This is a genomic window from Denitrobacterium detoxificans (genome assembly GCF_015062615.1).
Lineage (GTDB): Bacteria > Actinomycetota > Coriobacteriia > Coriobacteriales > Eggerthellaceae > Denitrobacterium > Denitrobacterium detoxificans_A.
On the sequence record NZ_SUUH01000008.1, the window covers coordinates 62,762 to 85,817 of the forward strand.

Annotated in this window: 24 protein-coding genes; 21 read left to right on the forward strand and 3 right to left on the reverse strand. The window is 59.7% G+C overall.

Features of this window, described 5'->3' with window-relative positions; genetic code table 11:
• Nucleotides 1-7 precede the first annotated feature (7 nt).
• From hyfE to E7002_RS08920, 8 genes are all read left to right on the forward strand, one after another.
• Nucleotides 8-667: a hydrogenase 4 membrane subunit gene (gene hyfE, locus E7002_RS08885; RefSeq protein ID WP_303728546.1), complete on the forward strand. Its 660-nt coding sequence runs from the start codon at nucleotides 8-10 to the stop codon at nucleotides 665-667.
• 10 nt (nucleotides 668-677) lie between these two features.
• Nucleotides 678-2,234 carry a hydrogenase 4 subunit F gene (locus E7002_RS08890; protein ID WP_303728548.1) on the forward strand — a complete coding sequence of 519 codons (1,557 nt, stop codon included), beginning with the start codon at nucleotides 678-680 and terminating at the stop codon, nucleotides 2,232-2,234.
• Between the two features lie 27 nt (nucleotides 2,235-2,261).
• Nucleotides 2,262-3,998: an NADH-quinone oxidoreductase subunit C gene (locus E7002_RS08895; RefSeq protein ID WP_303728549.1), complete on the forward strand. Its 1,737-nt coding sequence runs from the start codon at nucleotides 2,262-2,264 to the stop codon at nucleotides 3,996-3,998.
• Between the two features lie 11 nt (nucleotides 3,999-4,009).
• Nucleotides 4,010-4,648, forward strand: coding sequence for a formate hydrogenlyase complex iron-sulfur subunit (locus tag E7002_RS08900; protein WP_303728550.1), 639 nt, complete (start codon nucleotides 4,010-4,012; stop codon nucleotides 4,646-4,648).
• The gene (locus E7002_RS08905) at nucleotides 4,648-5,532 is read left to right on the forward strand and encodes an NADH-quinone oxidoreductase subunit B family protein (RefSeq protein WP_082867758.1); all 885 of its coding nucleotides are present in this window, start codon (nucleotides 4,648-4,650) and stop codon (nucleotides 5,530-5,532) included. Before E7002_RS08900 ends, E7002_RS08905 begins: the two co-directional genes overlap by 1 nt.
• A gap of 37 nt (nucleotides 5,533-5,569) precedes the next feature.
• On the forward strand, nucleotides 5,570-6,046 hold the full coding sequence (locus tag E7002_RS08910; protein ID WP_303728551.1) for a formate hydrogenlyase maturation HycH family protein: 477 nt from the start codon (nucleotides 5,570-5,572) through the stop codon (nucleotides 6,044-6,046).
• Nucleotides 6,043-6,510 (forward strand): hydrogenase maturation peptidase HycI, encoded by a 468-nt coding sequence (gene hycI / locus E7002_RS08915; protein ID WP_303728552.1) that lies wholly within the window; start codon nucleotides 6,043-6,045, stop codon nucleotides 6,508-6,510. Before E7002_RS08910 ends, hycI begins: the two co-directional genes overlap by 4 nt.
• Before the next feature lie 66 nt (nucleotides 6,511-6,576).
• Complete coding sequence (locus tag E7002_RS08920) at nucleotides 6,577-7,455, forward strand: formate/nitrite transporter family protein (RefSeq protein WP_303728553.1); 879 nt, start codon at nucleotides 6,577-6,579, stop codon at nucleotides 7,453-7,455.
• A gap of 209 nt (nucleotides 7,456-7,664) precedes the next feature.
• Here E7002_RS08920 and E7002_RS08925 read toward each other — a convergent pair whose 3' ends face one another.
• The 3 genes from E7002_RS08925 to E7002_RS08935 form a co-directional block, all read right to left on the reverse strand.
• Nucleotides 7,665-8,033, reverse strand: coding sequence for a PIN domain-containing protein (locus tag E7002_RS08925; RefSeq protein WP_066659992.1), 369 nt, complete (start codon nucleotides 8,031-8,033; stop codon nucleotides 7,665-7,667).
• Entirely contained in the window at nucleotides 8,014-8,301 is a 288-nt protein-coding gene (locus tag E7002_RS08930) for a type II toxin-antitoxin system RelB/DinJ family antitoxin (RefSeq protein ID WP_303728554.1), read from the reverse strand. Before E7002_RS08930 ends, E7002_RS08925 begins: the two co-directional genes overlap by 20 nt.
• A 198-nt stretch (nucleotides 8,302-8,499) precedes the next feature.
• The gene (locus E7002_RS08935) at nucleotides 8,500-8,982 is read right to left on the reverse strand and encodes a hypothetical protein (protein ID WP_303728555.1); all 483 of its coding nucleotides are present in this window, start codon (nucleotides 8,980-8,982) and stop codon (nucleotides 8,500-8,502) included.
• A 447-nt stretch (nucleotides 8,983-9,429) separates the two neighbouring features.
• Here E7002_RS08935 and E7002_RS08940 point away from each other — a divergent pair, with 447 nt between their 5' ends.
• The 13 genes from E7002_RS08940 (at nucleotide 9,430) to E7002_RS09000 (ending at nucleotide 23,003) form a co-directional block, all read left to right on the forward strand.
• The gene (locus E7002_RS08940) at nucleotides 9,430-9,729 is read left to right on the forward strand and encodes a hypothetical protein (RefSeq protein WP_066660002.1); all 300 of its coding nucleotides are present in this window, start codon (nucleotides 9,430-9,432) and stop codon (nucleotides 9,727-9,729) included.
• Between the two features lie 187 nt (nucleotides 9,730-9,916).
• Nucleotides 9,917-11,626, forward strand: coding sequence for a glucose-6-phosphate isomerase (locus E7002_RS08945; protein WP_303728556.1), 1,710 nt, complete (start codon nucleotides 9,917-9,919; stop codon nucleotides 11,624-11,626).
• A gap of 69 nt (nucleotides 11,627-11,695) precedes the next feature.
• Nucleotides 11,696-14,146: a carbamoyltransferase HypF gene (gene hypF, locus E7002_RS08950; RefSeq protein ID WP_303728557.1), complete on the forward strand. Its 2,451-nt coding sequence runs from the start codon at nucleotides 11,696-11,698 to the stop codon at nucleotides 14,144-14,146.
• Between the two features lie 49 nt (nucleotides 14,147-14,195).
• Nucleotides 14,196-14,450 (forward strand): HypC/HybG/HupF family hydrogenase formation chaperone, encoded by a 255-nt coding sequence (locus E7002_RS08955; RefSeq protein WP_066660009.1) that lies wholly within the window; start codon nucleotides 14,196-14,198, stop codon nucleotides 14,448-14,450.
• A 1-nt stretch (nucleotide 14,451) separates the two neighbouring features.
• Complete coding sequence (gene hypD / locus E7002_RS08960; protein WP_303728558.1) at nucleotides 14,452-15,594, forward strand: hydrogenase formation protein HypD; 1,143 nt, start codon at nucleotides 14,452-14,454, stop codon at nucleotides 15,592-15,594.
• Nucleotides 15,595-15,744: 150 nt separating this feature from the next.
• Complete coding sequence (locus tag E7002_RS08965; protein WP_303728559.1) at nucleotides 15,745-16,524, forward strand: PspC domain-containing protein; 780 nt, start codon at nucleotides 15,745-15,747, stop codon at nucleotides 16,522-16,524.
• Nucleotides 16,524-16,955, forward strand: a complete 432-nt coding sequence (locus E7002_RS08970; protein WP_303728561.1) for a PspC domain-containing protein — start codon at nucleotides 16,524-16,526, stop codon at nucleotides 16,953-16,955. The genes E7002_RS08965 and E7002_RS08970 overlap by 1 nt, the downstream gene beginning before the upstream one ends.
• A 165-nt stretch (nucleotides 16,956-17,120) precedes the next feature.
• Entirely contained in the window at nucleotides 17,121-17,876 is a 756-nt protein-coding gene (locus E7002_RS08975) for a hypothetical protein (protein WP_303728563.1), read from the forward strand.
• 69 nt (nucleotides 17,877-17,945) lie between these two features.
• On the forward strand, nucleotides 17,946-18,608 hold the full coding sequence (locus E7002_RS08980; protein ID WP_303728564.1) for a TrkA family potassium uptake protein: 663 nt from the start codon (nucleotides 17,946-17,948) through the stop codon (nucleotides 18,606-18,608).
• Nucleotides 18,609-18,616: 8 nt separating this feature from the next.
• Nucleotides 18,617-19,294 (forward strand): TrkA family potassium uptake protein, encoded by a 678-nt coding sequence (locus tag E7002_RS08985; protein WP_066660025.1) that lies wholly within the window; start codon nucleotides 18,617-18,619, stop codon nucleotides 19,292-19,294.
• 113 nt (nucleotides 19,295-19,407) lie between these two features.
• Nucleotides 19,408-20,751, forward strand: coding sequence for an adenylosuccinate lyase (purB, locus tag E7002_RS08990; protein WP_066660028.1), 1,344 nt, complete (start codon nucleotides 19,408-19,410; stop codon nucleotides 20,749-20,751).
• Between the two features lie 165 nt (nucleotides 20,752-20,916).
• Nucleotides 20,917-21,654, forward strand: a complete 738-nt coding sequence (locus E7002_RS08995) for a LytTR family DNA-binding domain-containing protein (RefSeq protein WP_303728566.1) — start codon at nucleotides 20,917-20,919, stop codon at nucleotides 21,652-21,654.
• A 2-nt stretch (nucleotides 21,655-21,656) separates the two neighbouring features.
• Complete coding sequence (locus E7002_RS09000) at nucleotides 21,657-23,003, forward strand: sensor histidine kinase (RefSeq protein WP_303728568.1); 1,347 nt, start codon at nucleotides 21,657-21,659, stop codon at nucleotides 23,001-23,003.
• The last annotated feature ends 53 nt before the right edge of the window (nucleotides 23,004-23,056 follow it).

Consider the following 23,056-nt stretch of genomic DNA (forward strand, 5'->3'; position numbering starts at 1 on the left):
GCCCTTAATGGAAACAGGATTTCTGATCGTCAACCTGCTAGGCTGCGTCCTGGTTATCACCTCCACGCTCGTGGTGCTCGCCCGTAAGCTGCGTTCGGCTGCCTACATGTATGCGTTGCAGTCGCTCGTGATCGTGGCGATGTTCGCTACGCTTGGCGCCACCACCGGTTCGACCGAGCTTTATATGTGGTCCGTGTCGGCGTTCGTTACGAAAGTAGTGCTTGTTCCGGGCATTATGCTCTACACGATTAAGAAGATGGGCGACGACGCCGATGTCGAGCTCCCTTCGAAGCTGTCCCCGGTTGGTTGCGTCTTGCTGGTAATCGCCGAAGTGGTTGTCTGCTACCTGGCGGTTATGGGCATTTCTCTGCCGACGGCAGCGGCCGTGCATCCCGCGCTGGCCATTTCACTTGCGCACTTCGCCATTGGCCTTACGTGCATCGTTTCTCAGCGCAACATCATGAAGCAGGTCTTTGGCTACTGCCTGATGGAGAACGGCTCTCATGTAACGCTGGCTCTGCTGGCACCCAACGCTCCCGGTCTGGTGGAAACGGGTATTGCCACCGACGCCGTGTTTGCGGTGATCATCATGGTGTTTATCGCCTGCAAGATTCATCGCGTGAACAAAACGCTCGATGCCCACGATCTTATGAACCTGAGGGGGTAGGTGATAACACATGGATCTTTCGACTATGCTCATAGTGCTGCTGGTAGTGCCGCTGGCCGCCACGCTGCTCATGGCCGTGTTGCCTGCTCGCTCCGTTTCGAAGACGCTGTATGAGGTAATCCATACGCTGTCCATTGCAAGCGTGCTCATCATTTCGATGATTCTGGTGGTGAGCGAATTCACGTCCGGCCAGACCATCACTGCTGCTGGCATGTGGTTTAGGCTCGACTCGCTCTCCAGCGTGTTCGTAACGCTCATTGGCGTTATCGGCATGCTTGTCGGCGTGTTCTCCGTGCCGTACGTGCAGCACGACGTTGAGGCTGGTCATATGAAGCCTCAGCAGGTTAAGAACTACTATTCGTTCTTCAGCCTGTTCCTGTTCACGATGCTGCTGGCTGCTACGTCCAACAACATCATTATGATGTGGATCTGCGTAGAGGCCACCACGTTGGCTACGGTGTTCCTGGTCGGCTGCTACGAAACCAAGCTGGCTCTGGAAGCTGCTTGGAAGTACGTTATCGTGTGTACCGCCGGCGTTGCCTTCGGTCTGTACGGTACGCTGCTCATTTACGCGAACGCTGCCGATGTCATGTCCGACAACACGCAGGCTGCCTTCTGGACGTCTATCGTGCCGATTGCCGGTCAGCTCGACCCCACGGTCGTCACCATCGCGTTCACGTTCGTGGTAATCGGCTTCGGTACCAAGGCGGGCCTGTTCCCCATGCACACGTGGCTGCCCGACGCTCACTCCGAGGCTCCCAGCCCCGTTTCGGCTCTGCTCTCCGGCGTTCTGCTGAAGTGCGCGCTGCTCGTGATCATCCGCTTCTACGTGCTGGCCGTTGCCAGCATCGGCGTGACGTTCCCTCGCGCGATCCTGCTTACGCTGGGCCTGCTTTCGGTGTGCGTTGCGGCGTTCGCCGTGTACACGCAGGACGACCTGAAACGCAAGCTGGCATATAGCTCCTGCGAGAACATCGGCCTCGTTGCCCTCTGCCTGGGCTTCGGCGGCCCCATCGGTATCGCTGCGGCTCTGCTGCACTGCGTATTCCACGGCTTCACCAAGGCGCTCATGTTCTGCCTCTCCGGCAACATCCTTATGAAGTACGGTACGCGTGACCTGCGCAAGATCACCGGCGTGATCGAAGCCGCCCCTGCCACGGCGGTGCTCCTGGCCTTTGGCTTCTTCGCCCTGTCCGGCTTCCCGCCGTTCGCCATGTTCACCTCCGAGATCGGCGCATTCGTTGCCGGCTATCAGAGCGACATGATGTGGCTGCTCATCCTGCTGGCTCTTGCCCTCACGGTTGTCGTCTGCGCCCTGGTTGGCGTGGTTGCACGCTCCGTGCTTGGCAAGAAGCCTGAAGGTATGGAGAAGAAGGAGCTGCCTGTTATGGCGATTATTCCTGAAGTGCTCCTCGCCGCCTGCATTCTGTGGTTCGGCGTGGCCATGCCTCAGCCGCTCATGACGGGCATCAACAACGCCGCGAGTATCGTCATGCAGGAGGATGTCGACCCCGGTGATACCGGCTCGCTCCTGTCGGGTGTGAGCAATCTCATCCAAATGAACTAGTCCCGTGCACGACGAAGGAGATATATCGTGACATCTAGAAAGAAACAAGCGCTCCGCACGGGCGAATCCCACATTCAGGCGGTCCGTGAAAGGTACCCAGGCGTGGTGCTGTCGGAAAGCTGGTCGACCGATTACCAGCCGGTAATCACCGTCGCTCGCGATTCCGCGCCCGTGGTCATCGAGTACCTGTACTACCAGCGTGGTGGTTGGATGCCCGTAATGATTGGTAACGACGAGCGCTCATTCAACAACTGCTTTGCGCTGTACTACATCCTCTCCATGGAGGAAGAGGACCGCTGCATGCTCACCGTGCGTGTAGAGGTGCCTGCCGATACGTGCGAGTTCTACGCCGTGTCGCCCAAGGTTCCCGCCGCCGTATGGAGCGAGCGTGAAGTGCAGGACATGTTCGGTCTGCATGCTATCGGCATCATCGACAACCGCAACCTGGTCCTGCCCGACGACTGGCCGATGGACATCCATCCGCTCCGCAAGGACGCCATGGATTACCGCTATCGCCCCGCACCTACCAGGGACATCGAAAACTACGAGTTCCTGAAGGAAACGGGCGATCACGAGACGACCACGATCCCCATGGGCCCCATGCACATCACCTCCGACGAACCGGGCCATTTCCGCCTGTACGTCGAAGGCGAGGACATCATCGATGCCGACTACCGCATGTTCTTCGTGCATCGCGGCATGGAAAAATGCGCCGAGGCTCGTATGGATTACGACAACGTGTCGTTCCTGGCCGAGCGTATCTGCGGCATCTGCGGTTATGCCCATTCGGTTGCCTATTCGGAGACGGTGGAGCGCGCCCAGGGCATCGAGGTTCCGCTGCGCGCCCAGTACATCCGCGCCATCCTGCTGGAGACCGAGCGCCTGCACTCTCACCTGCTGAACCTGGGCCTCGTGTGCCACTACAGCGGCTTCGATACGGGCTTCCAGCACTTCTTCCGCATCCGCGAGAAGTCGATGGACCTGGCCGAGCTGCTCACGGGCGCTCGCAAGACCTACGGCTACAACCTCATCGGCGGTGTGCGTCGCGACATTCTGGCCGAGCAGAAGCTCGAGACGCTGCGCCTGGTGGGCGAGCTGCGCGCCGACGCCAAGCGTCTGGTAGACGAATTGCTGAGCACGCCTAACTTCCTGAAGCGCGCTCAGGGCGTCGGTAAGCTCGACCCGAAGATCGCTCGCGACTACAGCCCCGTTGGCCCGTGCGTGCGTGGCAGCGGCTTCGCTCGCGACGCGCGTTGGGTGCATCCGTTCGATGGCTATGCCGCCATCGCCGCGAAGCACAAGCCCATCACCGCCGACACATGCGACGTCTTCGGCCGTACCGTGGTTCGCGTGGGCGAGTTCCTCGACTCCATCGACATCATCGAGGAGCTGCTGTCCGCCGACCTGCCTTCCGGCATCGTGCTGAATGACAAGTTCAACATCGACCCGCACAAGTTCGCCCTTGGCTGGACGGAAGCTCCTCGTGGCGAGGACGTGCACTGGTCGATGATTGGCAATGATCAGAAGTGCTACCGTTGGCGCGCCAAGGCCAGCACGTACAGCAACTGGCCGGTCCTGCGCTACATGTTCCGCGGCAACACCATTTCTGATGCCGCCCTCATCGTTGGCTCCATCGACCCGTGCTATTCCTGCACGGAGCGCGTGAGCATCATCGATGTGAAGAAGGGTACGGAAAAGGTAGTCACGAAACAGCAGCTGGAAACCTATGCGCGCACGCGCAAGCATAGCCCGCTCGCGGATTAGGAGGTGCGAAGATGTTTAAGACTATCAAGGAAATACTCCGCACCGGCGATGCGACCATTCAGTATCCTGCAGCGCCCCTCCATCAGTACGACCACTATCGTGGCAAGCCCGAGCACAACCTGAAGGATTGCATTGCGTGTGGCGCCTGCGCAGTCGCGTGCCCGCCGAATGCCATCCAGATGAAGCTCGACATGAATGCCGGAACCACCACGTGGTCCATCAACTTCGGCCGCTGCATCTTCTGCGGTCGATGCGAAGAGGTGTGTCCCACGAAGGCCATCGAGCTCACCAAGGAATTCGAGCTTGCGGTCTTCTCGAAGGACGACCTGGAGCAGACGGCTACCTATGGCTTGCAGAAGTGCAGCGAGTGCGGTTCGTACTACGCTTCCGCCAAGGAAGTGGATTACGCTTCTCGCATCATCGCCCAGTCCAATGCGCAGGATGCCGAAACGCGTCAGGCCATGAAGACGATGGGGATGTGCCCCGCTTGCAGGCAGAAGGCCGATGCCTATCGCGCCAAGGAGCGCGTGGACGCTCAGGGCGACCCCACTCCCGAGCCTTCGGAGGAACAGCTCGCTGAAGCACGTCGCATTGCCGAGCAGAACCGCCTGAGGAAGATTAAAGAGCTTTATGGTGGAGGTGCCCGCTAATGATTATCGATCACAACGTTCCCGATCGTCTGCAGTACAAGCCCGATCCGGTTACGCTTGAGGAAAGCGTGCAGAAAGCCAAGCTGGCACTTCTGAACGACATTAAGCGATCCGTCTATATCTACCGTTGCGACCTGGGCGGTTGCAACGGTTGCGAAATCGAGATTTTCGCGACGATCACGCCTGTGTTCGACGCCGAGCGTTTCGGCATCAAGAACACCCCCAGTCCTCGCCATGCTGACATCCTGGTGTATACCGGCGCCGTCACGCGCGCCATGCGCATGCCAGGATTGCGCGCCTACGAAGCAGCCCCTAACCCCAAACTTGTAGTTTCGTACGGCGCATGCGGTTGCACGGGCGGCATCTTCCACGACAATTATTGTGTGTGGGGAGGTACCGACAAGATTCTACCGGTCGACGTCTATATCCCTGGATGTCCGCCCACGCCCGCTCAGACCATCTACGGCTTCGCAATCGCCCTGGGCTTGCTTGGCCAGAAGCTGCATCACCTCGACGAGGTGGACGACGGCAGCCCGGCAACGCTTCGTTTCGAGGACATCCCGTACAAGGTGATGACGAAGATCGAGAAGGACGCACGTCTGTATTCGGGTTACCGTTACGGCAAAGACCTGTCCGACGCGTTCCTTTCCGCCATGGAAAAGGAAGGTGGCGTGTTCGCGAACGTGAATGCGCTCATCGAGGCCGAAATCGACCCGCGCAAGGTTGAGGTGTACACGAAGCTTCGCAACGACCTTGCCGAAATGACCGTTTCCGGCGATCGCCGCGATGCGGCGCTCCGAGAGGGGCTCTCGCGTCTTGCGCCCAACGGGGAATCGCTTGACCCCGCTGCTCAGGCAATCCTTTCTGGTGTAGGGAGGCACTAGTATGGGCGTAGCTGCGTCTATGAGTGCAGCGGAAGCAATGAGCCGGCACCACGCGAGCGAGGAATCGCTCGTGGTGGGGCCGGCCCAGCGGCCGGCTGAAGACATGGTGGTGTTCTACCGCCTGGGTCGAAAATTCGTCGACGACGAGCGCTCCATCCCCAAAGAGGGCACGCGCGAGGAAGATATTGTGTACTACACGCTTGCCGTGGGCCATCATACGGGCGTCATCGATTGCTTCGATGAGTGCCTGTCGTGCAGCGTAACGTGCTATCGTTCCATCTGCGAACTTATGCCAGAAGGTCATGCGCGCTACAAGATGGAGGGCATTCTCCGCTCCGGGGAAATTCAGATCCTCCACGAAAACGTGCCGGAGCTGCTCGCGGCCGCTGATGCGGCGCAGGAGGCTGCTTCCGATGCGGCGCAACGCGTTTGGCTCGATGGATTCAAGTCCGTGTTGAAGGCAATGGCTGGCAACAAGGCCATTTACATGATGGGAAGGGAACGACGCTCGTGAGTGAACAGATGGTTCTCACAGTAGGTGCGGTGCTTCGCGGTGATGATGCCGTCGGGCCGTATCTGGCAAAGCTTTTGGAAAACGAACCTGCCCCCAACTGGGAGGTTCTTGATGGTGGCCAGATGCCCGAGGACTTTGTCTCCGTGGTGCGCAGGGAGCATCCACGCGTTTTGGTAGTGGTGGATGCCGCTTCCATGGAATTGGAGCCGGGCGCCCTTCGCAGGCTTTCTGCCGATGATGTTGCTACCGATTACATGATGACCACTCACTCGCTTCCGATTTCGTTTATGCTAAGCGAGCTTGAATCGTGCTGTGATGAATTGATTTTCCTAGGTATTCAGCCAGCTCAAATGGAGTTTATGGGGGCGTTAACCCCTGCCGTTCGCGAGACTGCCGAAGAATTGCACACTCGATTCGTGCAAGGCTATGACTTTTCGGCTGTGCCCGCGCTAGCGGTTGATTAAAGGTCAATCGTTTGCGGGTAGCTGCTGGGAGGGTGGTTACCCGCGAGTCTCTTTTTAGGAGGAGATATGGAACAGATTACGAAGGAAGACATTGCTGCTGTCGCGCCCGATTGTCGCGCCGCCGCTTCCCTGGAAGCCAAGGCCGAGGCTGTGGGCGTTGGCAAGGCGAACATGGACGTGCCCCGCATGTTCACGCTGGCCATCATGGCTGGTATCCAGATTGGCATGGGCGCTCTGTTCATGACGTACGTCAAAGCCGACCAGACACTTTCGTTTGCTGCGGCTAACGTGCTCGGTGGTCTGTGCTTCTCGCTGGGCCTCATCTGCGTTATTGTTGCTGGCTCCGAGCTCTTCACGGGCAACTGCCTCATGGTTATGGCCGCTAACAGCAAGAAGGCCGCATGGTCTGCCGTTCTGAAGAACTGGGTCGTTGTCTGGCTGGGCAACCTGGTTGGTTCGCTCATTCTGGTTGGTATCATCGTGGGCTGCGGCCTGATGGGCACCAAGGCTGGCGACAATACGATCGGCGCTCAGATGGTCGCCGTGGCTGCTGGCAAGATCAACCTTTCTCCTACGCAGATCCTTTTCCGTGGCATCATGTGCAACCTGCTCGTGTGCCTGGCTGTGTGGATGGGCTTTGCTGGTCGTAGCGTCATCGACAAGATCTTCACCGCCGTGTTCCCGGTCATGGCCTTCGTTGCCATGGGCTTTGAGCACTGCGTTGCCAACATGTTCTTCCTGCCCATGGGCGTTGTTGCCTCGAGCATGGGCTATGGCACCCAGGCTCTTACGTGGGCTGGTGCCTTCTACAACATCGGCCTTGCCACCATTGGCAACACCATCGGTGGTGCGGTGTTCGTTGGCCTGATTTACTGGATCGCCTACCACAAGAAGCAGAAGGCTGCTCAGGCTGCTCCGCAGGCTAAGCGCGCTACCGTGAAGTAGTTCACGCGCATATATCACTGCTGAAGAGGCCGTCGACGCTATGTCGGTGGCCTCTTCTTTTGGTGCTGGTGGTTTACGTTCGTAAGGCGCGTGGAGCTACGCAGCCCCTATGCGTGAGGGGTTTTGCTTGCGGTGTTTGCGTGCGGGCAGCTAGCCCGTCCAGGGGCGTTCCCTCGGGGCGCGGTCCGCGGGGAACCTGCTTGGCGGCCTTACAGAACGAGCGTGCGCTTCATGAGGGGCTTGTCGAAGGACATGATCTTCTCGCCATGTAGGGCGTTGCGCGCCACCAGAAGGCAGTCCACGAAGTCGAGCATGCTCGAGCCGAAGAGGCGCGAGGCGTAGCGGGCTACGTCTTCGTCGACAACGTAGATGTCGTCCATGAGCTCGATGAGCGTGTAGCCAATCTGGCTGCGGGGCACGCGGTACACGTCGCGCAGCGACACGGCTACACGTGCCAGGATTTCCGGGTAGGTATACGCTTCGCCCGTGGCAATTGCCTTGGCGGCTTCGCGCGAATGCCCCTTCTGGTCGTTCAGAAGGTAGCGAAGGATTACGGTCTCATCGATTAAAAGCTTCATACTTATCACTCAGCGATCTGATCCAGGCTTCACGTTCTGCTTCGCGCATTTCCTGATGCGCATACGCTTCAAGGCGCCCCTGCGCGTGCAGGCCACCCTTGCCCTCCGACGAGGTGGGGTGGAAGGGGAGCCCGTTTACCTTGATGCTCTGCTTTACGAAAATGCGCACCGCCTCGGAAAGGCTTGTGCCTTGGTCTGCGAAAATGCGTTCTGCCGCTTCCTTATCTTCGGCGTTGATGCGCACATGCAGGATGGCATCTTTGCTCATGAGGAAACCCTCGCTAACATGCATTCGTAACGGATGTGATACATGAGTATAGCAGTGAAACGGAGGGCTGGCTGGTCATTCTGGCCCCTAGATGCAAATCGTCCCGCACCAGGCTTGGCTGCTGGAGCGGGACGATGGTTCGTGGCTTGAACCGCTTGCATGCACGGCGAGGTAGGCCGTGCATGCAAGAGATACTGGCTAGAATTGCTGCGGCGCGGCCGGCTGCTCTTCAAGCTGCTTGCGCGTCTGTATGACGCCCACCAGGTAGAGCACGGGAAGCACCAGGCCAACGAGGCCGGTGAGGATGGTGTTAGCGTTGTTCGCGGCGCCGGTGATCAGGCTGATTGCGGCGCAGATGACGCCGATGATGCCCAGAACTAACGCAGCCGTGTGCTTGCCGTTTTCGCCCGAGGCCTTTACTCCCACGATGCCGATGACGAGGTCGACGATGCCCGAGAAGAGCATGACCCCGCCCAACAGGCCCACGATGATGCCGCTACCGATGGCCGCTTCTGTTCCCGTGTAGGTGGTGCCGTTGAGATCGAGGGTGCTGGTGGTGGCGCCAGAGGTGGCTGCGATTCCGCCACCCGCCAGGAACAGAATTCCGGCGATGATGGCCAGGCCAGCGAACACAATCATGATGATGGATACGACCTTCAGGAGCGTGCTACCTTGTTTCATGGCTTCCTCCTTGCGTTGTGCGCATTGTTGCGCGCCGATTGTGAGAAGCGGATTACCCCATTTCGCACGGTGCGTGCGAGCCCCGCATTCTGTGCCCGATTTTTGCCGAATGAACAGGCCAAGCGCAAAGAAGAGCACGGGTCGTATTGTACATCAAATCTCCATGATTGGACAGGGGAAAGACTCGTTGCCCAGGGGGAACGAAAAGAAGCTCCTTGCTGCTGCATTTCTACATTTTTATTTGCTAGCATGGCGCGAAGGAATCGCGCTATGCGCGAGGGGAGAGTTTTGAGGAGGACGGTCATGGGTCGACCGAAGAAGCAAGTTGAGGCCCCCAAGGAGGAAGCACCTATAGTTCCCAGACACGATGCCAAAGCTATAGCGGCCATAACCATCCTGGTTGTCGCCGCTATAGCTTTGGCATGCTATGAGCTTTCAACGGGTCAAATGTATGTCAAGGTAGATACGCAGGACGATGTGGGTAATGCCAGCGTCATGGCGGTGGTGTACCAGGGCGATGTTTCGAGCAAGCTGGAAAAGGGAGATCTGGCTTCGTGCGGGCAAGCGCTTGCGGCTGTGGGCGTAGAGCCAGGGCAGGAAGTGTTCGTCGAAGGACGCTGGTTCGGCACCTACACCGTTGCGGTCCTCGATATGGATGGCAAAATCGACCCGCGTGGTACGTGCGTCGTTACCACCGTGGGTCGTGGCGAGACGCATGTGAGCATTATGCTTTCGGCGCGTTCGTAATAATCCCATACCGTTCACCTGGGCGAACGCGTTCAAGTGTTGATATTGGATGTCGCGAAGGTCACAGCGTCTCCACTTTCCATGTGGGCTGCATTCGGCTGCGCTATACTACTGGAATTTGATACGCATATTCCGACTGCCCGTGCGGGCGGTCTTTAGTTGTACTGATTATTCCGAAAGGAAGCATATGCTTAACGGCGACATGGAGAAGGTGTACCCCTCCGCCAAGACTCTGGTGAAGGAACAGGTGGCGAGCCGCCTTCACGCGAAGGATGCCACGCTCTACAGCTTTTCCGAAGAAGCGCAGGAATGCGCCCAGAACTTCATGGGCTGGGCCGACTTGGCCAGCAACCCTCCGTATCCCATCGAGGACATCAAGCAGTTCGCTCAGCGCGTGCATGAGAGCGGCATTGAAGCCGTGGTGCTTCTGGGCGAGGGTGGCTCTACGCAGGCTCCCATGACCATTACGAAGTACAACAGCATCGATTCGAACCGCATTAAGTTCCGCACGCTCGACTCCGATTCTCCGGTGCGCGTGCGTGCCATCCTGGCCGAGCTGAACCCGCACACCACGCTGTTCATGATCTCGTCGAAGAGCGGCACCACCATCGAGCCGAACTCGGGTCTGGTGGCCGTGCGCAAGGCGCTGTGTGAGTCCATGCCGGAAGAAGACGTGGTGAAGCATCTGGTGGCCATTACCGACCCGGGCAGCGAGCTGCAGAAGATGGCCGAGCGCGAAGGCTGGCTGAAGGTGTTCACCGGCGAGCCCACCGTGGGCGGCCGCTATAGCGCCCTTTCCGTATTTGGCCTGGTACCTGCTGCGCTGGTGGGCATCGACCTCGACGATTTCATCGCGCACGCCATTGAGGCAGAGCGTGCATGCAGCGAAGACTCGGTGGACAACCCCGCCATCAAGCTCGCCGCGTTCCTGTACGACAACTACGTTGCGGGCCGCGACAAGTTCAGCTTCCTCACGCCCAAGCGTGGCCGCGTTCTGGGTCTGTGGATCGAACAGCTGGTGGCCGAAAGCCTGGGCAAGGAAGGTCATGGCATTCTGCCCAACATTGAGTGCGACGCCCTTACGCTTTCGAAGGACCAGGGCGACCGTACGGTTGTGGTGTACCAGACGAAGACCGACCTGTGGGACGAGCGCAAGAACTTCGAGATGAGCTTGGCCTACATCGACCAGGCCATTCCGCGCCTGAGCTTCCGCATCGACAACGTGTGTGAGCTCTCGCAGGACTTCATCGTGTGGGAATACGCCATCGCCATGTGTGGTTACCTCATGAAGGTATGCCCGTTCGACCAGCCCGACGTGGCATCGGCCAAGGCCGCCACGCTGGAAATCCTCAGCGGTGGCCACACCGAGCCCGATTTCGTGCAGAACGAACTGGGCTGCACGCCTCTGGGCGAGATCGAGGTGCGCCTCAGTTCCGCCATGAAGGAGGCGAAGACGGTCGAAAAGGCCCTGAAGAACCTCATGCGCAGCATCCAGCCCGGCGATTACTTCGCCCTCAACGCCTTCGTGCCCTTCACGGGCGAGGGCCGTCGCGAGGCACTCGAGCTCATTCGCCACACGTTCGCCAAGGAATTCCAGATGGCGTCGTGCCTGGAAATTGGCCCGCGTTACCTGCACTCCACCGGCCAGCTGCAGAAGGGCGGAAAGAACAACGGCGTCTTCCTGATCATTTCGGCCGACGAGCTGAAGGACATCCCGCTGGAAGACTGCAAGGCCCCCTCGCTGGGCGCCTTGGCCAAGGGCCAGGCCGAAGGCGACTTGAAGGTGCTTTCCGAGCGTGGCCGTCGCTGCGTGTACCTGCATCTTCCCGATAACTCCGGCGTAACCCTGCGTATGCTGGGCGAAACCGTTGCCAAGGTGGCTCGTTCTTTGAAGTAACCGCTTCGCCGCCACCGGCGCACGTGCGTGCCTCCCCATGGCGGCGATTTCTGCCATGAAAGGCACACTATGCACGAAGCGCTTGATATTCACGTTATAGGTATTGTGCAAGGGGTGGGTTTCCGCCCCTTCGTTTATCGCATTGCCAGCACGCATAACATTTGCGGCTGGGTGCTGAATGCCACCGACGGCGTTCATATCCATGCGGAGGCGGCCTCGGACGACCTGGATGCCTTCGTGATGGAGATTTCCGAAAACGCCCCGGCCGCCGCGCGTGTCGAGCGCATCAAGATGGACGAGGTGCCCGTGGAGGGCTTCGGCGTTTTTCAGATCCGCTTTTCCGACGACGTGGATTCCAACGCCACGACACTCGTATCTCCCGACCTTGCCACCTGCGACGATTGCCTGGCCGAGCTGTTCGACCCGGACAATCGCCGTTACCATTACCCGTTCATCAACTGCACGAACTGCGGTCCGCGCTTCACGATCATGCGCGCGCTGCCCTACGACCGCCCGCAGACGTCCATGAGCGAGTTCCCCATGTGCCCCGATTGCGCGCACGAGTATGCCGATCCGGCCGACCGTCGTTTCCATGCGCAACCTGACGCCTGCTTCGACTGCGGTCCGCGCCTGTGCTTCGTCGACATGACGCAGCAGGGCGAGGCGAAGGCTCAGCTGCTGGGCGCCCACGCGTTCCAGAAGGACCAGCTGGGCGGCAGCGAGGCTCTGTGGGCCACCAACGTGAGCGAGAGCGACGCGCTGATCGACGCCGTGGTGTCGCTGCTGAAGGCGGGATCCATCGTGGCCGTAAAGGGCCTGGGTGGGTTCCACCTGGTGTGCGACGCGTCCAATCCCGCTGCCCTGGCCAATCTGCGCAAGCGCAAGCGCCGCGAGGGCAAGGCGTTCGCGTGCATGGTGGCCAGCGTCGAAGACGCCCGCGCGTTCTGCCTGGTGTCCGAAGAGGAGGAGCGCCTGCTCGCGTCTCCCGCACGCCCCATCGTGCTGCTAAAGAAGAAGCCCTCCGTGCAGCTTGCCGAGGGGCTGGCCGATGGTCTTACCGAGCTGGGGCTTATGCTGCCCGCAACGCCGCTTCAGCATCTGATCGTGCGTGCGTTTGGCGGCATGTTGGTTATGACGTCGGGCAATGTGCACGATGAGCCCATCCAGACTGACGACGCCCAGGCGGTCTCCGCGCTTGCCGGCATTGCCGACGCCCTGCTGGGAAACAATCGTGCCATCCTTTCGCGCTACGACGATTCCGTGCTTCGCGTGCTAAGCGTGGGCGAGGGCCAGACGGCGGTGCAGTTCATCCGCCGCGCCCGTGGATTCGCGCCGCTGCCCATCGCGCTCCCCGCACGCCCCGAAGGCGCTACGGGCCAGGATGCATGCTTGTTTGCAACGGGTCCCGAGCAGAAGAACACGTTCTGCTATACGCGTCCGGGCGAGGCGTTCGTGTCCCAGCACATTGGCGACATGGAGAACGTGGCCACCAACGACGCATGGCTCGAGGCCAAGGGGGCGTACGCATCGCTTTTGCGACTGAACCCCGTGGCGGTGGCCTGCGATAAGCATCCCGAATACCTCACCTCGAAGTGGGCATCGGGCCAGGATCTGCCCGTGACGGCCGTTCAGCATCATCATGCGCATATCGTTTCCGCCATGGCTGAAAATGGTCTGGAGGGGCCGGTGTGCGGTATTGCCTTCGATGGCACTGGCTATGGCGAAGATGGCGCTATCTGGGGCGGCGAGGTTCTCATGGCGAATCTTGCCACGTTCGAGCGCCTGGCGAACTTCGCCTATATTCCGCTTCCCGGTGGCGCGGCGGCCATCAAGCATCCCATGCGTTGCGCTTATGGCGCGCTGTGGGCCTTCGACCTGCTGGAGCATCCTGCTGCGAAGGGTCTACTCGATGCCATGGGCGACGAGGCCGAAATCTGCGACCAGATGATCGAGCGTGGTCTGAACACGCCCTATACGTCGTCGGTCGGCCGCCTGTTTGACGCCGCCAGCGCCTTGCTGGGCGTATGCACCCAGCCTACGTACGAGGGCGAAGGCGCCGTGCTGCTCGAGGCGGCAATCGATCATGCCGCTCAGGCGGACACCGAGGCAGCTGCGGCGTATCGCGTGGAGGTCGTGAAGAACACGGCCACGGAGAACAGCACCGCACTCGATACCTCGGTCGTGTTGTTCGATGCGGCGCCGCTCTTCAAGGCTATGCTCGACGATATGGCCGCGGGCGTTTCCGTGGGCGTCATCGCGCGTCGTTTCCACGATGCGATGGTCGAGGTCATTGTCATGTCTGCTCAGCTTGCGGAGGCCGCGTATGGCGTGCGTACCGTGGTGCTTTCGGGTGGTGTGTTCATGAATCGCTATCTCATGGAGCATGCGGTTTCGGCGCTTGGAGCGCTTGGCTATACCGCTGCGATGAATAAAGACCTACCTCCCAACGATGCCTGCATTTCATACGGGCAGGCTGTGGTAGCATTGCGGACGATAGACACGCTCCCTGCGGGGGAGTAACGAAGGGTGCCGCGCCGCAAGCCGGCGTTGGCTGAAAAGGAGATGCGGTATGTGCTTGGCAATTCCCGCTCAAATTACCGAAGTTAAAGATGGCAACATGGTGGAAGTCACGGTCATGGGCGCCACGCGTGAGGTTTCTATCGACCTGACGCCCCAGGCCACGTTGGGCGACTTCGTCCTCGTCCATGCGGGCTTCGCCATCGAGGTTGTTGACCCCCAGTTCGCCGAGGACACGCTTGAGTTGGTGCGCCAGTTCCCCGACATGGTGGAAGAGGAAATCGGCATCACTGAGCAGGCGATGTAGCATGTCTGCGGCAGAAGGAGCGGCAGAAGGAGCGGCAGAGGCCCTGCCCGAAAACGTGCTCACGCGCGACCTTTCCCAGTTCAAGAACCCCGAGCTCGCAAAGGGGCTCATCGATTCTATCCAGGCGCTTGCGCCCAAGAGCTGCGCGCTCATGGAGGTATGCGGCACGCATACGGTTTCCATTGCCCGCGCGGGCATTCGCGCCATCATGCCCGAGGGAACGCGCCTGCTTTCTGGTCCGGGTTGTCCCGTGTGCGTAACGGCCAACCGCGACATCGACACCGTCATTGCGCTGTGCCGCATCCCCAACGTCACCATTACTACGTTTGGCGACATGACGCGCGTGCCCGGTTCCACGTCTAGCTTGCTTGCCGAAAAGGCGGCGGGCCGCAGCGTGGAAATCGTGTACTCGCCGCTCGATGCGCTGCGCTATGCGCAGGAGCATCCCGAACGCCAGGTCATTTTCGTGGGCGTGGGCTTCGAGACCACCACGCCGCTCATCGCCATGGCCATTCGCCGCGCGAAGCAGATGGGCCTTTCCAATTTCAGCGTCTTCGTGGCGCACAAGAACATGCCCGGCGCGCTGGAAGCCATTGTGTCCGACCCGTCGCTTCAGGTGGACGCCCTTATTCTGCCTGGCCATGTTTCCACTATTACGGGTATGGCTCCGTACCAGTTCCTGGCCGAACGCTATGGCATTCCCGGTGTGATCACTGGCTTCGAACCGGTGGACGTGCTGCAGGGCATTGCCATGCTCATGCGTCAGCTGCATGAGGGGCGCGCGGAAATTGAAATCGCCTACACGCGCGGCGTGCGTGCGGAAGGCAATCCCGTGGCGCTGGCCGCTATCGACGAAGTGTTCGAAACCTGCACTGCTACCTGGCGTGGGCTGGGCCCCATTCCCGGAAGCGGATATCACATTCGCCCCGAGTTCGCGGAGTTCGACGCGGTGGAGCGCTTCCATCCCGAAGTGGAGCCCACCATCGAACCGCGTGGATGTCGTTGCGGCGATGTGCTGCGCGGGGCCATCACGCCGAAGGCGTGCCCGCACTTCAATCGTAGCTGCACGCCCGAGAACCCCGTTGGCCCCTGCATGGTGTCTTCCGAGGGCAGCTGCGCGGCGTACTACCGCTATTACCGATAATCCATCTGGCTAGCGCGCGGGGCGTGGCAACGTTTCCCGCGCGCTACAGAAGGGTAACAGTGACGCGCCATGCGTCGACCGCCCCGCTTTAGCGGGGTTACCATCACAAGCGATATCAGCGAGCCGCCTGGTGCGGGAAAGGAACGATGCGTGCGCGTCAGCGAGGAAAAGATTCATCGCTCGCAAAATGGCGTGTTTGGTGGGGTTGCAGCTGGCCTGGCTACCCATTTCGACATCGACCCCGCCATCATGCGCATCGTATGCGTCGTGCTCGCCTTGCTTACCGCTGGCGCCATCATTCCGCTCTACATTGCCCTGTGGCTCATCTTCCCCGAAGAGGAGGAGACATGGGAGCCCGTGGATATCGATCCGAGCATGTACGGGGCAACGTGCCCCATTCGCCCCATCGATGCCGCAAGCAAGCGCTCGCGTCGCCGTACGCTGGTCATTTGCGTGTGCCTAGCTGCGGGGCTTCTTCTTGTGTCCCTGGCCTCCGTTGCCATGCTGGCTCAATTCGATGCGTCCTTTGGGCTCGTTCAAATCCCGGCCGCCTTTGCCATGGCAGTGGGCTGTGCCCGGTTTGTCATTCCCGGAAAGCATGGATACAACATCGTCACCTGTGCCGAAGGCGCCATGCTCTTTTTCGTGGGGCTGCTCGTGATGCTGTGGTCGGTCGACCTCGTCTCGATACGCCTCGATGCGTGGTTTGCGGAAACCTGGCCATTGCTTGCCATCACGCTCGGCTTGCTCATTCAGGCGCGTGCGCTCGACGCGCCGGCCCTTGTGGTGTGCGCCATCGCGGCATTCGTGGTGTTTTGCGCCATCGGCTTCACCACGTATACGCTTATCGGCACGCACGAGGGCTTGTGGCAGCCGCTCCAGTTCCGCGATGACGTCTTGGCGCCCTTGGATTGGTGGGGGAGGTCGTAATGGCAAGGAAGCTATCCTCGTATCCCCTGAAGAACCGCATCTGGGCGGGCGTGGGCATGGTCATCACGTTCGTGGGGGCTATTGCCCTTTTGGGCATGTACGCGCATTTGGGCTGGTGGGTGACGCTGGGCCAGGCGGTTGCCTTCATCCTGAATGTTTTGCTGCCCATTTCGCTTGTGCTGTTGGTTGTCTACCTGTTCTGGGCATGGCGCGTGGGCAAGTTCACGTCGCTGGGTTGGGTGGATGGAACCAAGCGGCTTTGCCGTAGCGAGACCGACGTTCGCCTCTTTGGCGTATGTGGAGGATTTGCGCAGCGCTATGGGCTGGACAGCACGGTGGTGCGCGTGGTCGTTTTGCTCCTCTTCTTTGTATCGCCCCTGCTCATGACGCTGGCGTATGTACTCTTCGCCCTTTTAATGCCACGGGAGTAATCCCATTTCAGAGGCCGTTTGGGGCATGCAAAATTTTGTATAGAATGCCCGTTTCGGTATAATTTTCGAGCTTTCAAATACGTTTCGGGATGGCAAAACACACCAGACACGCACGAGGCCGTCCTTGCGCAGGCGTTCGCCTGCCATTCGATCAACGGGAGATGCGTGGTTCAAACGCAAGCACATATGCGCCGCTTTGCGGTGCCTGGGGTTGTTGCCCTTCTCGCGCTTGTTGCCTGTGTGACACTGTGCGCTTTGGTCATTCCCCGTGGCATTGCGCAGGGCGCTGCCCAGGCCGACGATTCCACGCTGGGCGTGGGCGATACGCTTTCGGTTGCGCAAGCGGGCGAAAGCGCCACGACGTTTGCAAACGCAACTGCTTCCACTACGCAAGCCGTTTCCGATAGTGGTGCCTCTCTCCAGAAGGCGCAGACACGATCCATTACCGTGAGCGACCCCGACCCCGTTGTGCTGCTTTCCGCAGTTGACATGGGCAACGTCGATACGATTCAGGCTGCCGCCCAGGTAGGCACCACCGATCCGCTTCCCACGGCGCCGCTCATTCAGCCCGATATGTCCGAAGAGGGTTGGATGTCGGGCGAGGCTTCGGCCTATTCCGTGTCCGACTGCATCAACGCCGACCCCGACAACCCCGATGCCGGCCGCCTTACCGCCTCTGGCCGTGCATTTAGCGACAGCGGCGTTACGGTTGCCGTACCCCAGGGCCAAGAATACCTGTTGGGCCGTGCGGTCGAAATCAATTACAACGGCATTACGGTCGTTGCCACGGTTACCGATACGGGCAGTTTTGGCAGCAAGTACGGTCGCGTGCTCGACCTGGCCGGTGGCGTCTACAAGGCCTTCGGCTATTCCTCTTCGAGCGACTGGGGCGTGCACACCGTCTCGTATCGCTTCCTGTAGTTCTGAAATCGCTTGGGTGCACGGTTCTGCCGCGTTATACTTCGCATTGCATGACGTGAAAGGAATCGGATGAGTAGGAACGTAATCGTCGTTGGCTGCGGCCGCGTGGGCTCGCAGCTGGCAAATATGCTTTCCGAGAATGGCAATAACGTGTGCGTCGTCGACCGCGACGCGAACGCCTTCTCCAACCTGGGCCGCGCATTCAATGGCTCGGTCGTTCAGGGCGTTGGCTTCGACGAAGACGTGCTTACTCGCGCCGGTGTTGCCACGGCCGATTGCGTTGCTGCGGTAACGCAATCCGACAACGCCAACCTCATGACGGTGGAAGTTGCCTCGCACATCTTCAACGTGCCCCACGTCATCGCGCGCCTGTACAACCCCGGCCATGAACGTGCGTACGAGCAGTTGGGCTTGGATTACGTGTGCGGCACCTCGCTCGTTGCCGAGGAAGTCTTCTCGAAGATCTCTTCGGGCCATGGCTTTCATCTCGATACGTTTGGCGACTACGAGGTCCTGCGATTCTCGCTGAACCTGGAGCGCAATGACATGAAGTCCATTCGCGTTTCCCAATTGGAAAAGTCCCATGACGTGCGCATCATCTGCTTTGAGCGCGCTGATGGCCGTACGAGCTCCATTCCCACGGGCGATAGCGTGCTGGAGCATGGCGATTCTGTGCTCGCCTGCGTGCGCAGCACCATGGTGCCGTCGTTCGCGCGCTGGATTCAAGACTAGGGGCCACTATGTACATTGTTATCAACGGAGGCGGCAAAGTTGGCGAGTATCTTGCCACGGTAATGCTGCGCGATGGCAACGAAGTCGCCATTATCGAGGAAGACCAGGAAACTGCCGACCATCTTGCCAACGTGCTCACGGGTCGCTATCTGGTTATCTGGGGCGACGGCTGCATGTCGCGCTACCAGGAAGATGCCGACATCCGTCGAGCCGATGTGTTCGTATCCACTACGGGCAAGGACGACGCCAACTTGGTGTCGTGCGAAATCGCCACGCGCGTTTTCGATGTGCCGCGATGCATTGCCCGCGTGAACACTCCCAAGAACATGCGCATCTTCCGCGAGGTGGGCATCGAGTGCGTGTCGTCCACGGCGCTCATCGCCACCATCATCGAGGAAGACGCCATGCTGGGTGGCATCAGCGTGCTTTCCAGCTTGTCCCATGGCAATGTGGCGCTGAACCAGGTTACCGTTCCGCGCATGCGCCATCATGACAACGACGAGGGCGTGCTTGCCTACGACGTTCCCATGCCCGAGGGCTGCCTTCTCGTGGCCGTTTCGCATGGCGATGACGACGACATGGAAGTCGTGGGCGAGGACACGTACCTGTATCCAGGCGATGCCGTGATCATCGCGTCCGACAAGGATCAACGCGCGGCCGCGGTTGCCGTTTTCAAGCAGCTGTAGCCTTTGCGTCCGCGCCTCTCGTGGCGTTTTCTCGTGCTTGCTTCACTTGCGCGCATTGGAGTGCCATGCGGATTTAAAATGTGTGCAGCATTCCGCAAGAAGAAAGGGCAGGCATGATCCCTCGTTACACGCGCCCCCAGATGGGCCACATTTGGACGAACGAGAACAAGTTCGCCGTTTGGAAGGAAATCGAGCTTTTGGCATGCGAAGCGCAGGCCGAGCTGGGCGCATCGGGCATCACGAAAGAGGAGGCCGCGTGGATTCGCGCGCATGCCGATTTCCGCGTAGATCGCATCGACGAAATCGAGGCCGTCACCAACCACGACGTTATTGCGTTCCTTACCTGCATGGCAGAGTACATCGATGCCGACGTGCCTGAAGGCCAGGAAAAGCCCAGCCGCTGGGTGCATTACGGCATGACGAGCAGCGACCTGGGCGACACGGCGCTTTCCTATCAGATTACTCAGGCGCTCGACATCATCATCGAAGACGTGCGCCAGATCGGCGAGATCTGCAAGCGACGCGCGTTCGAATTCCAGAATACGCTGTGCGTGGGCCGCACCCATGGCATTCATGCCGAGCCCATGACCTTCGGCATGAAGTTTGGTAGCTGGGCCTGGGCCATGAAGCGCGCCCTCGACCGCCTGCTTCAGGCGCGTGAAGTTGCCGCCACGGGCGCCATCAGCGGTGCCGTGGGCACGTATTCCAGCATCGACCCGTTCGTGGAGCAGTACGTGTGCGAGCACATGGGCCTTACGCCCGACCCGCTGTCCACCCAGGTTCTGGCGCGCGACCGTCATGCGCAGGTCATGAGCACGCTCGCATGCACCGCCGCCAGCTTCGAGAGCATAGCCATGCAGGTGCGCCTGTTGCAGCAGTCCGACGTTATCGAGGCCGAAGAGCCGTTCAAGAAGGGCCAGAAGGGCTCTTCCGCCATGCCCCATAAGCGCAATCCCATCACCGCCGAGCGCGTGTGCGGCCTGGCCCGTACTGTGAAGGCCAATGCGCAGGTTGGCTTCGACGATGTTGCCCTGTGGTACGAGCGCGATATCTCGCACTCCGGCGCCGAGCGCACCGCGCTTGCCGATAGTTTCATCGCCCTCGACTACATTGCCGAGAAGCTGCGCTGGATTCTGGATGGCCTGCAGACGTACCCCGAGGCCATGCAGGCGAACATGTACAAGACGCGTGGCCTGATCTTCTCGAGCAAGGTTCTGCTTGCCCTGGTTCAGACGGGCATCACGCGCGAAGACGCCTACGTCATCGTACAGCGCAATGCCATGGCCACGTGGCACGACGTGCAGCAGGCCAAGGAAGGCCCCAGCTATCGCGAACGCTTGGAAGCCGACCCCGAATGCACGCTTACGCAGGAAGTGCTCGATGAGATCTTCGATCCGTGGGATTTCCTGCAGCGCAAGGACATCGTGTTCGACCGTCTGAAGGAACTTGAGTTCTAGGCCAATCTCGTATGGCTTTCGCGCCGGCTTAGCGGGCGCGGTGGACGCCCCGGTGCGTGCTGCAGTGCCTGCAGTCGCCCCGGGGCGTTTTGCGTCATGTGCGTGCTGGGCGGCAAGGTGATATGCTTATTGTCCTGTAATGGGCCAATTAGCTAGAATATGGGCATGCAAATCGCCGTTGTCGAAGATAATCTGTACGACATGAAGCACATGCGCTTCCTTCTGGAGCGCTATCTTTCCGTGCGCGGCGTTATAGCCTCCATCGACACGTACCGCACGGCTGCGGAATTCCTGGAAGGCCTGGAAGCCGGCCGTCATGATGTCGTTCTCTTCGACTGCTACCTCGACGAAGCAGGCATGGTGCCCGACCCGAACGCCATGACGGGGCTGGACGCATCGCGCAAGCTGCGAGAGGTCGACCCCGATTGCGTCATCGTGTTTACCACTACCAGCCGTGATTTCGCGGTTGAAAGCTATGAGGTGCAAGCGCAGGGCTATCTCATCAAGCCCGTTGCATACGAAGACCTATCGATGCTGCTCGACCGCGTCATGGCGCAGCGTGCTCCAACGCGCATGGTGACCCTGGGCGGCGAAGGTTTCGACGCGAATTCTCTCTACTGGGCTCGCTCGGCGGGTCATTATCTCGAACTGCATTTGGCCGAGCGCATGTTTTTGCGCGTGCGTTCTACGTTCGCACAGCTGGAACGCGCGGTGGCTGGTTTGCACCAGTTCTATGTTCCCGCGCGTGGCTATATCGTGAACCTTGATGTTGTCGACCGCATGGATGGCAACGAATTCGTGGTGCGTGGGGGCGATAGGATTCCCGTGAGCCGGCGCAGCTTGCCTCAGGCTCGCGCCGCATGGGCCGATTGGATGTCCCAACGCAATGGCCGAGGGTTCTAGTCATGGTTAGCTTCCCGAACATTTTCTATTCGGTTTGCGAGCAGCTCATGATGGTCTCGTCGGCGTACCTTACGCTTACGCCGTTGGTTGCTGCTGAGTGGATATCGCGTCGTACGCGCGTGACGTTCATGTTGCTTGTTGCCGCCATGGGGGTTGCCTGTGGCGTTATGTATGAGGTTCTCCCCGAAAGCAAGCTGCCGCTGTTTATCCTTACGAGCGTCGTGTCCATTGGCGTGCTCATTGCCGTTACGCGCATTCGTCCGTACTTCTTGCTCTACCTGTTCTTTACGTCGGAGTTCTTCGTGTATTCCCTTTCGACGTTTGCACGTGTTGCGGATGCGCTCATGTATCCCGAATCGCTAGCTGCTTCCCATTACACGTGGTTCGGGGAAATCGTGCTTTGGAGCTCGCTGGTGCTGTTTTGCGCGGCGTCCTATCCGCTGTTCCACGATCGCATTCCCTACATTTTGGAAAATGGCGTTATGGGGCAGTCGGGGCGTTCGTTTTGGCATAATGCGTGGTTGCTGCCATTCATGTGCTATCTGGTGGACGTGTTCGCAATCGACGTTCCGTCTGATCCGTCGCTCGTTGACGGCAACGTGCTCTTCTCGCTCGTGTTTCTGCAAATCGTTATCATGACGCTGTATCTGTCTATTCTGGGCCTGGAATACTACCTCATGCACAGCGCAAAGGATGCTCAGGACGGCTTGAACCGCGAGCACTTGCTCGATATGCAACTGCGGCAGAATACGGTCATGAAGGAGCGCATCGATCAAGCGCGGCGCGCGCGGCACGACTTGCGTCACTTCCGCAACACCGTCGCGATGTATCTTCGAAATGACGACTTAGATGGCCTAAAAACGTATCTTGGTCAATTAGACGAAATCACGGATGATAGCCCGCTTATTTGGTGCGAGAACTCCGTTGTGAACGCCATTGTGGGGCATTATGTGTCGCGAGCGCAGGCGCTGGGCGCCGAAGTGCAAGTGCATGCGCAGGTTCCGCAAGAGTGCGGCATCACCGAAGCGCAGTTTTCCGTGGTGGTAGGCAACGTGCTCGAAAACGCCGTTGCAGCCCTGGAGCACGCGAAGGAAGAGGGCGGCATTCGTCTGGCGCTCATCATTGCGATTGACGTGGGCGTTGGCCGTCAGTTCACGCTTGACGTACGCAATACATACGCAGGTGAGATACTGAAAAACGGCCAGGGCGAGTTGCTGTCCACCAAGCACGAGGGAACGGGCGTTGGCACGGCTAGCGTAACCGCCGTTGCCGAACGTATGGGCGGCTTTGCCCGCTTTGGGAACGAGGGCGGCATGTTCCGCGCGTACGTTCTCATGCCCCTGGGATAGCCTCTTCCCAATAGCAATCTCCCAAATGTCATAAACGGTATTTGTTTGGCACG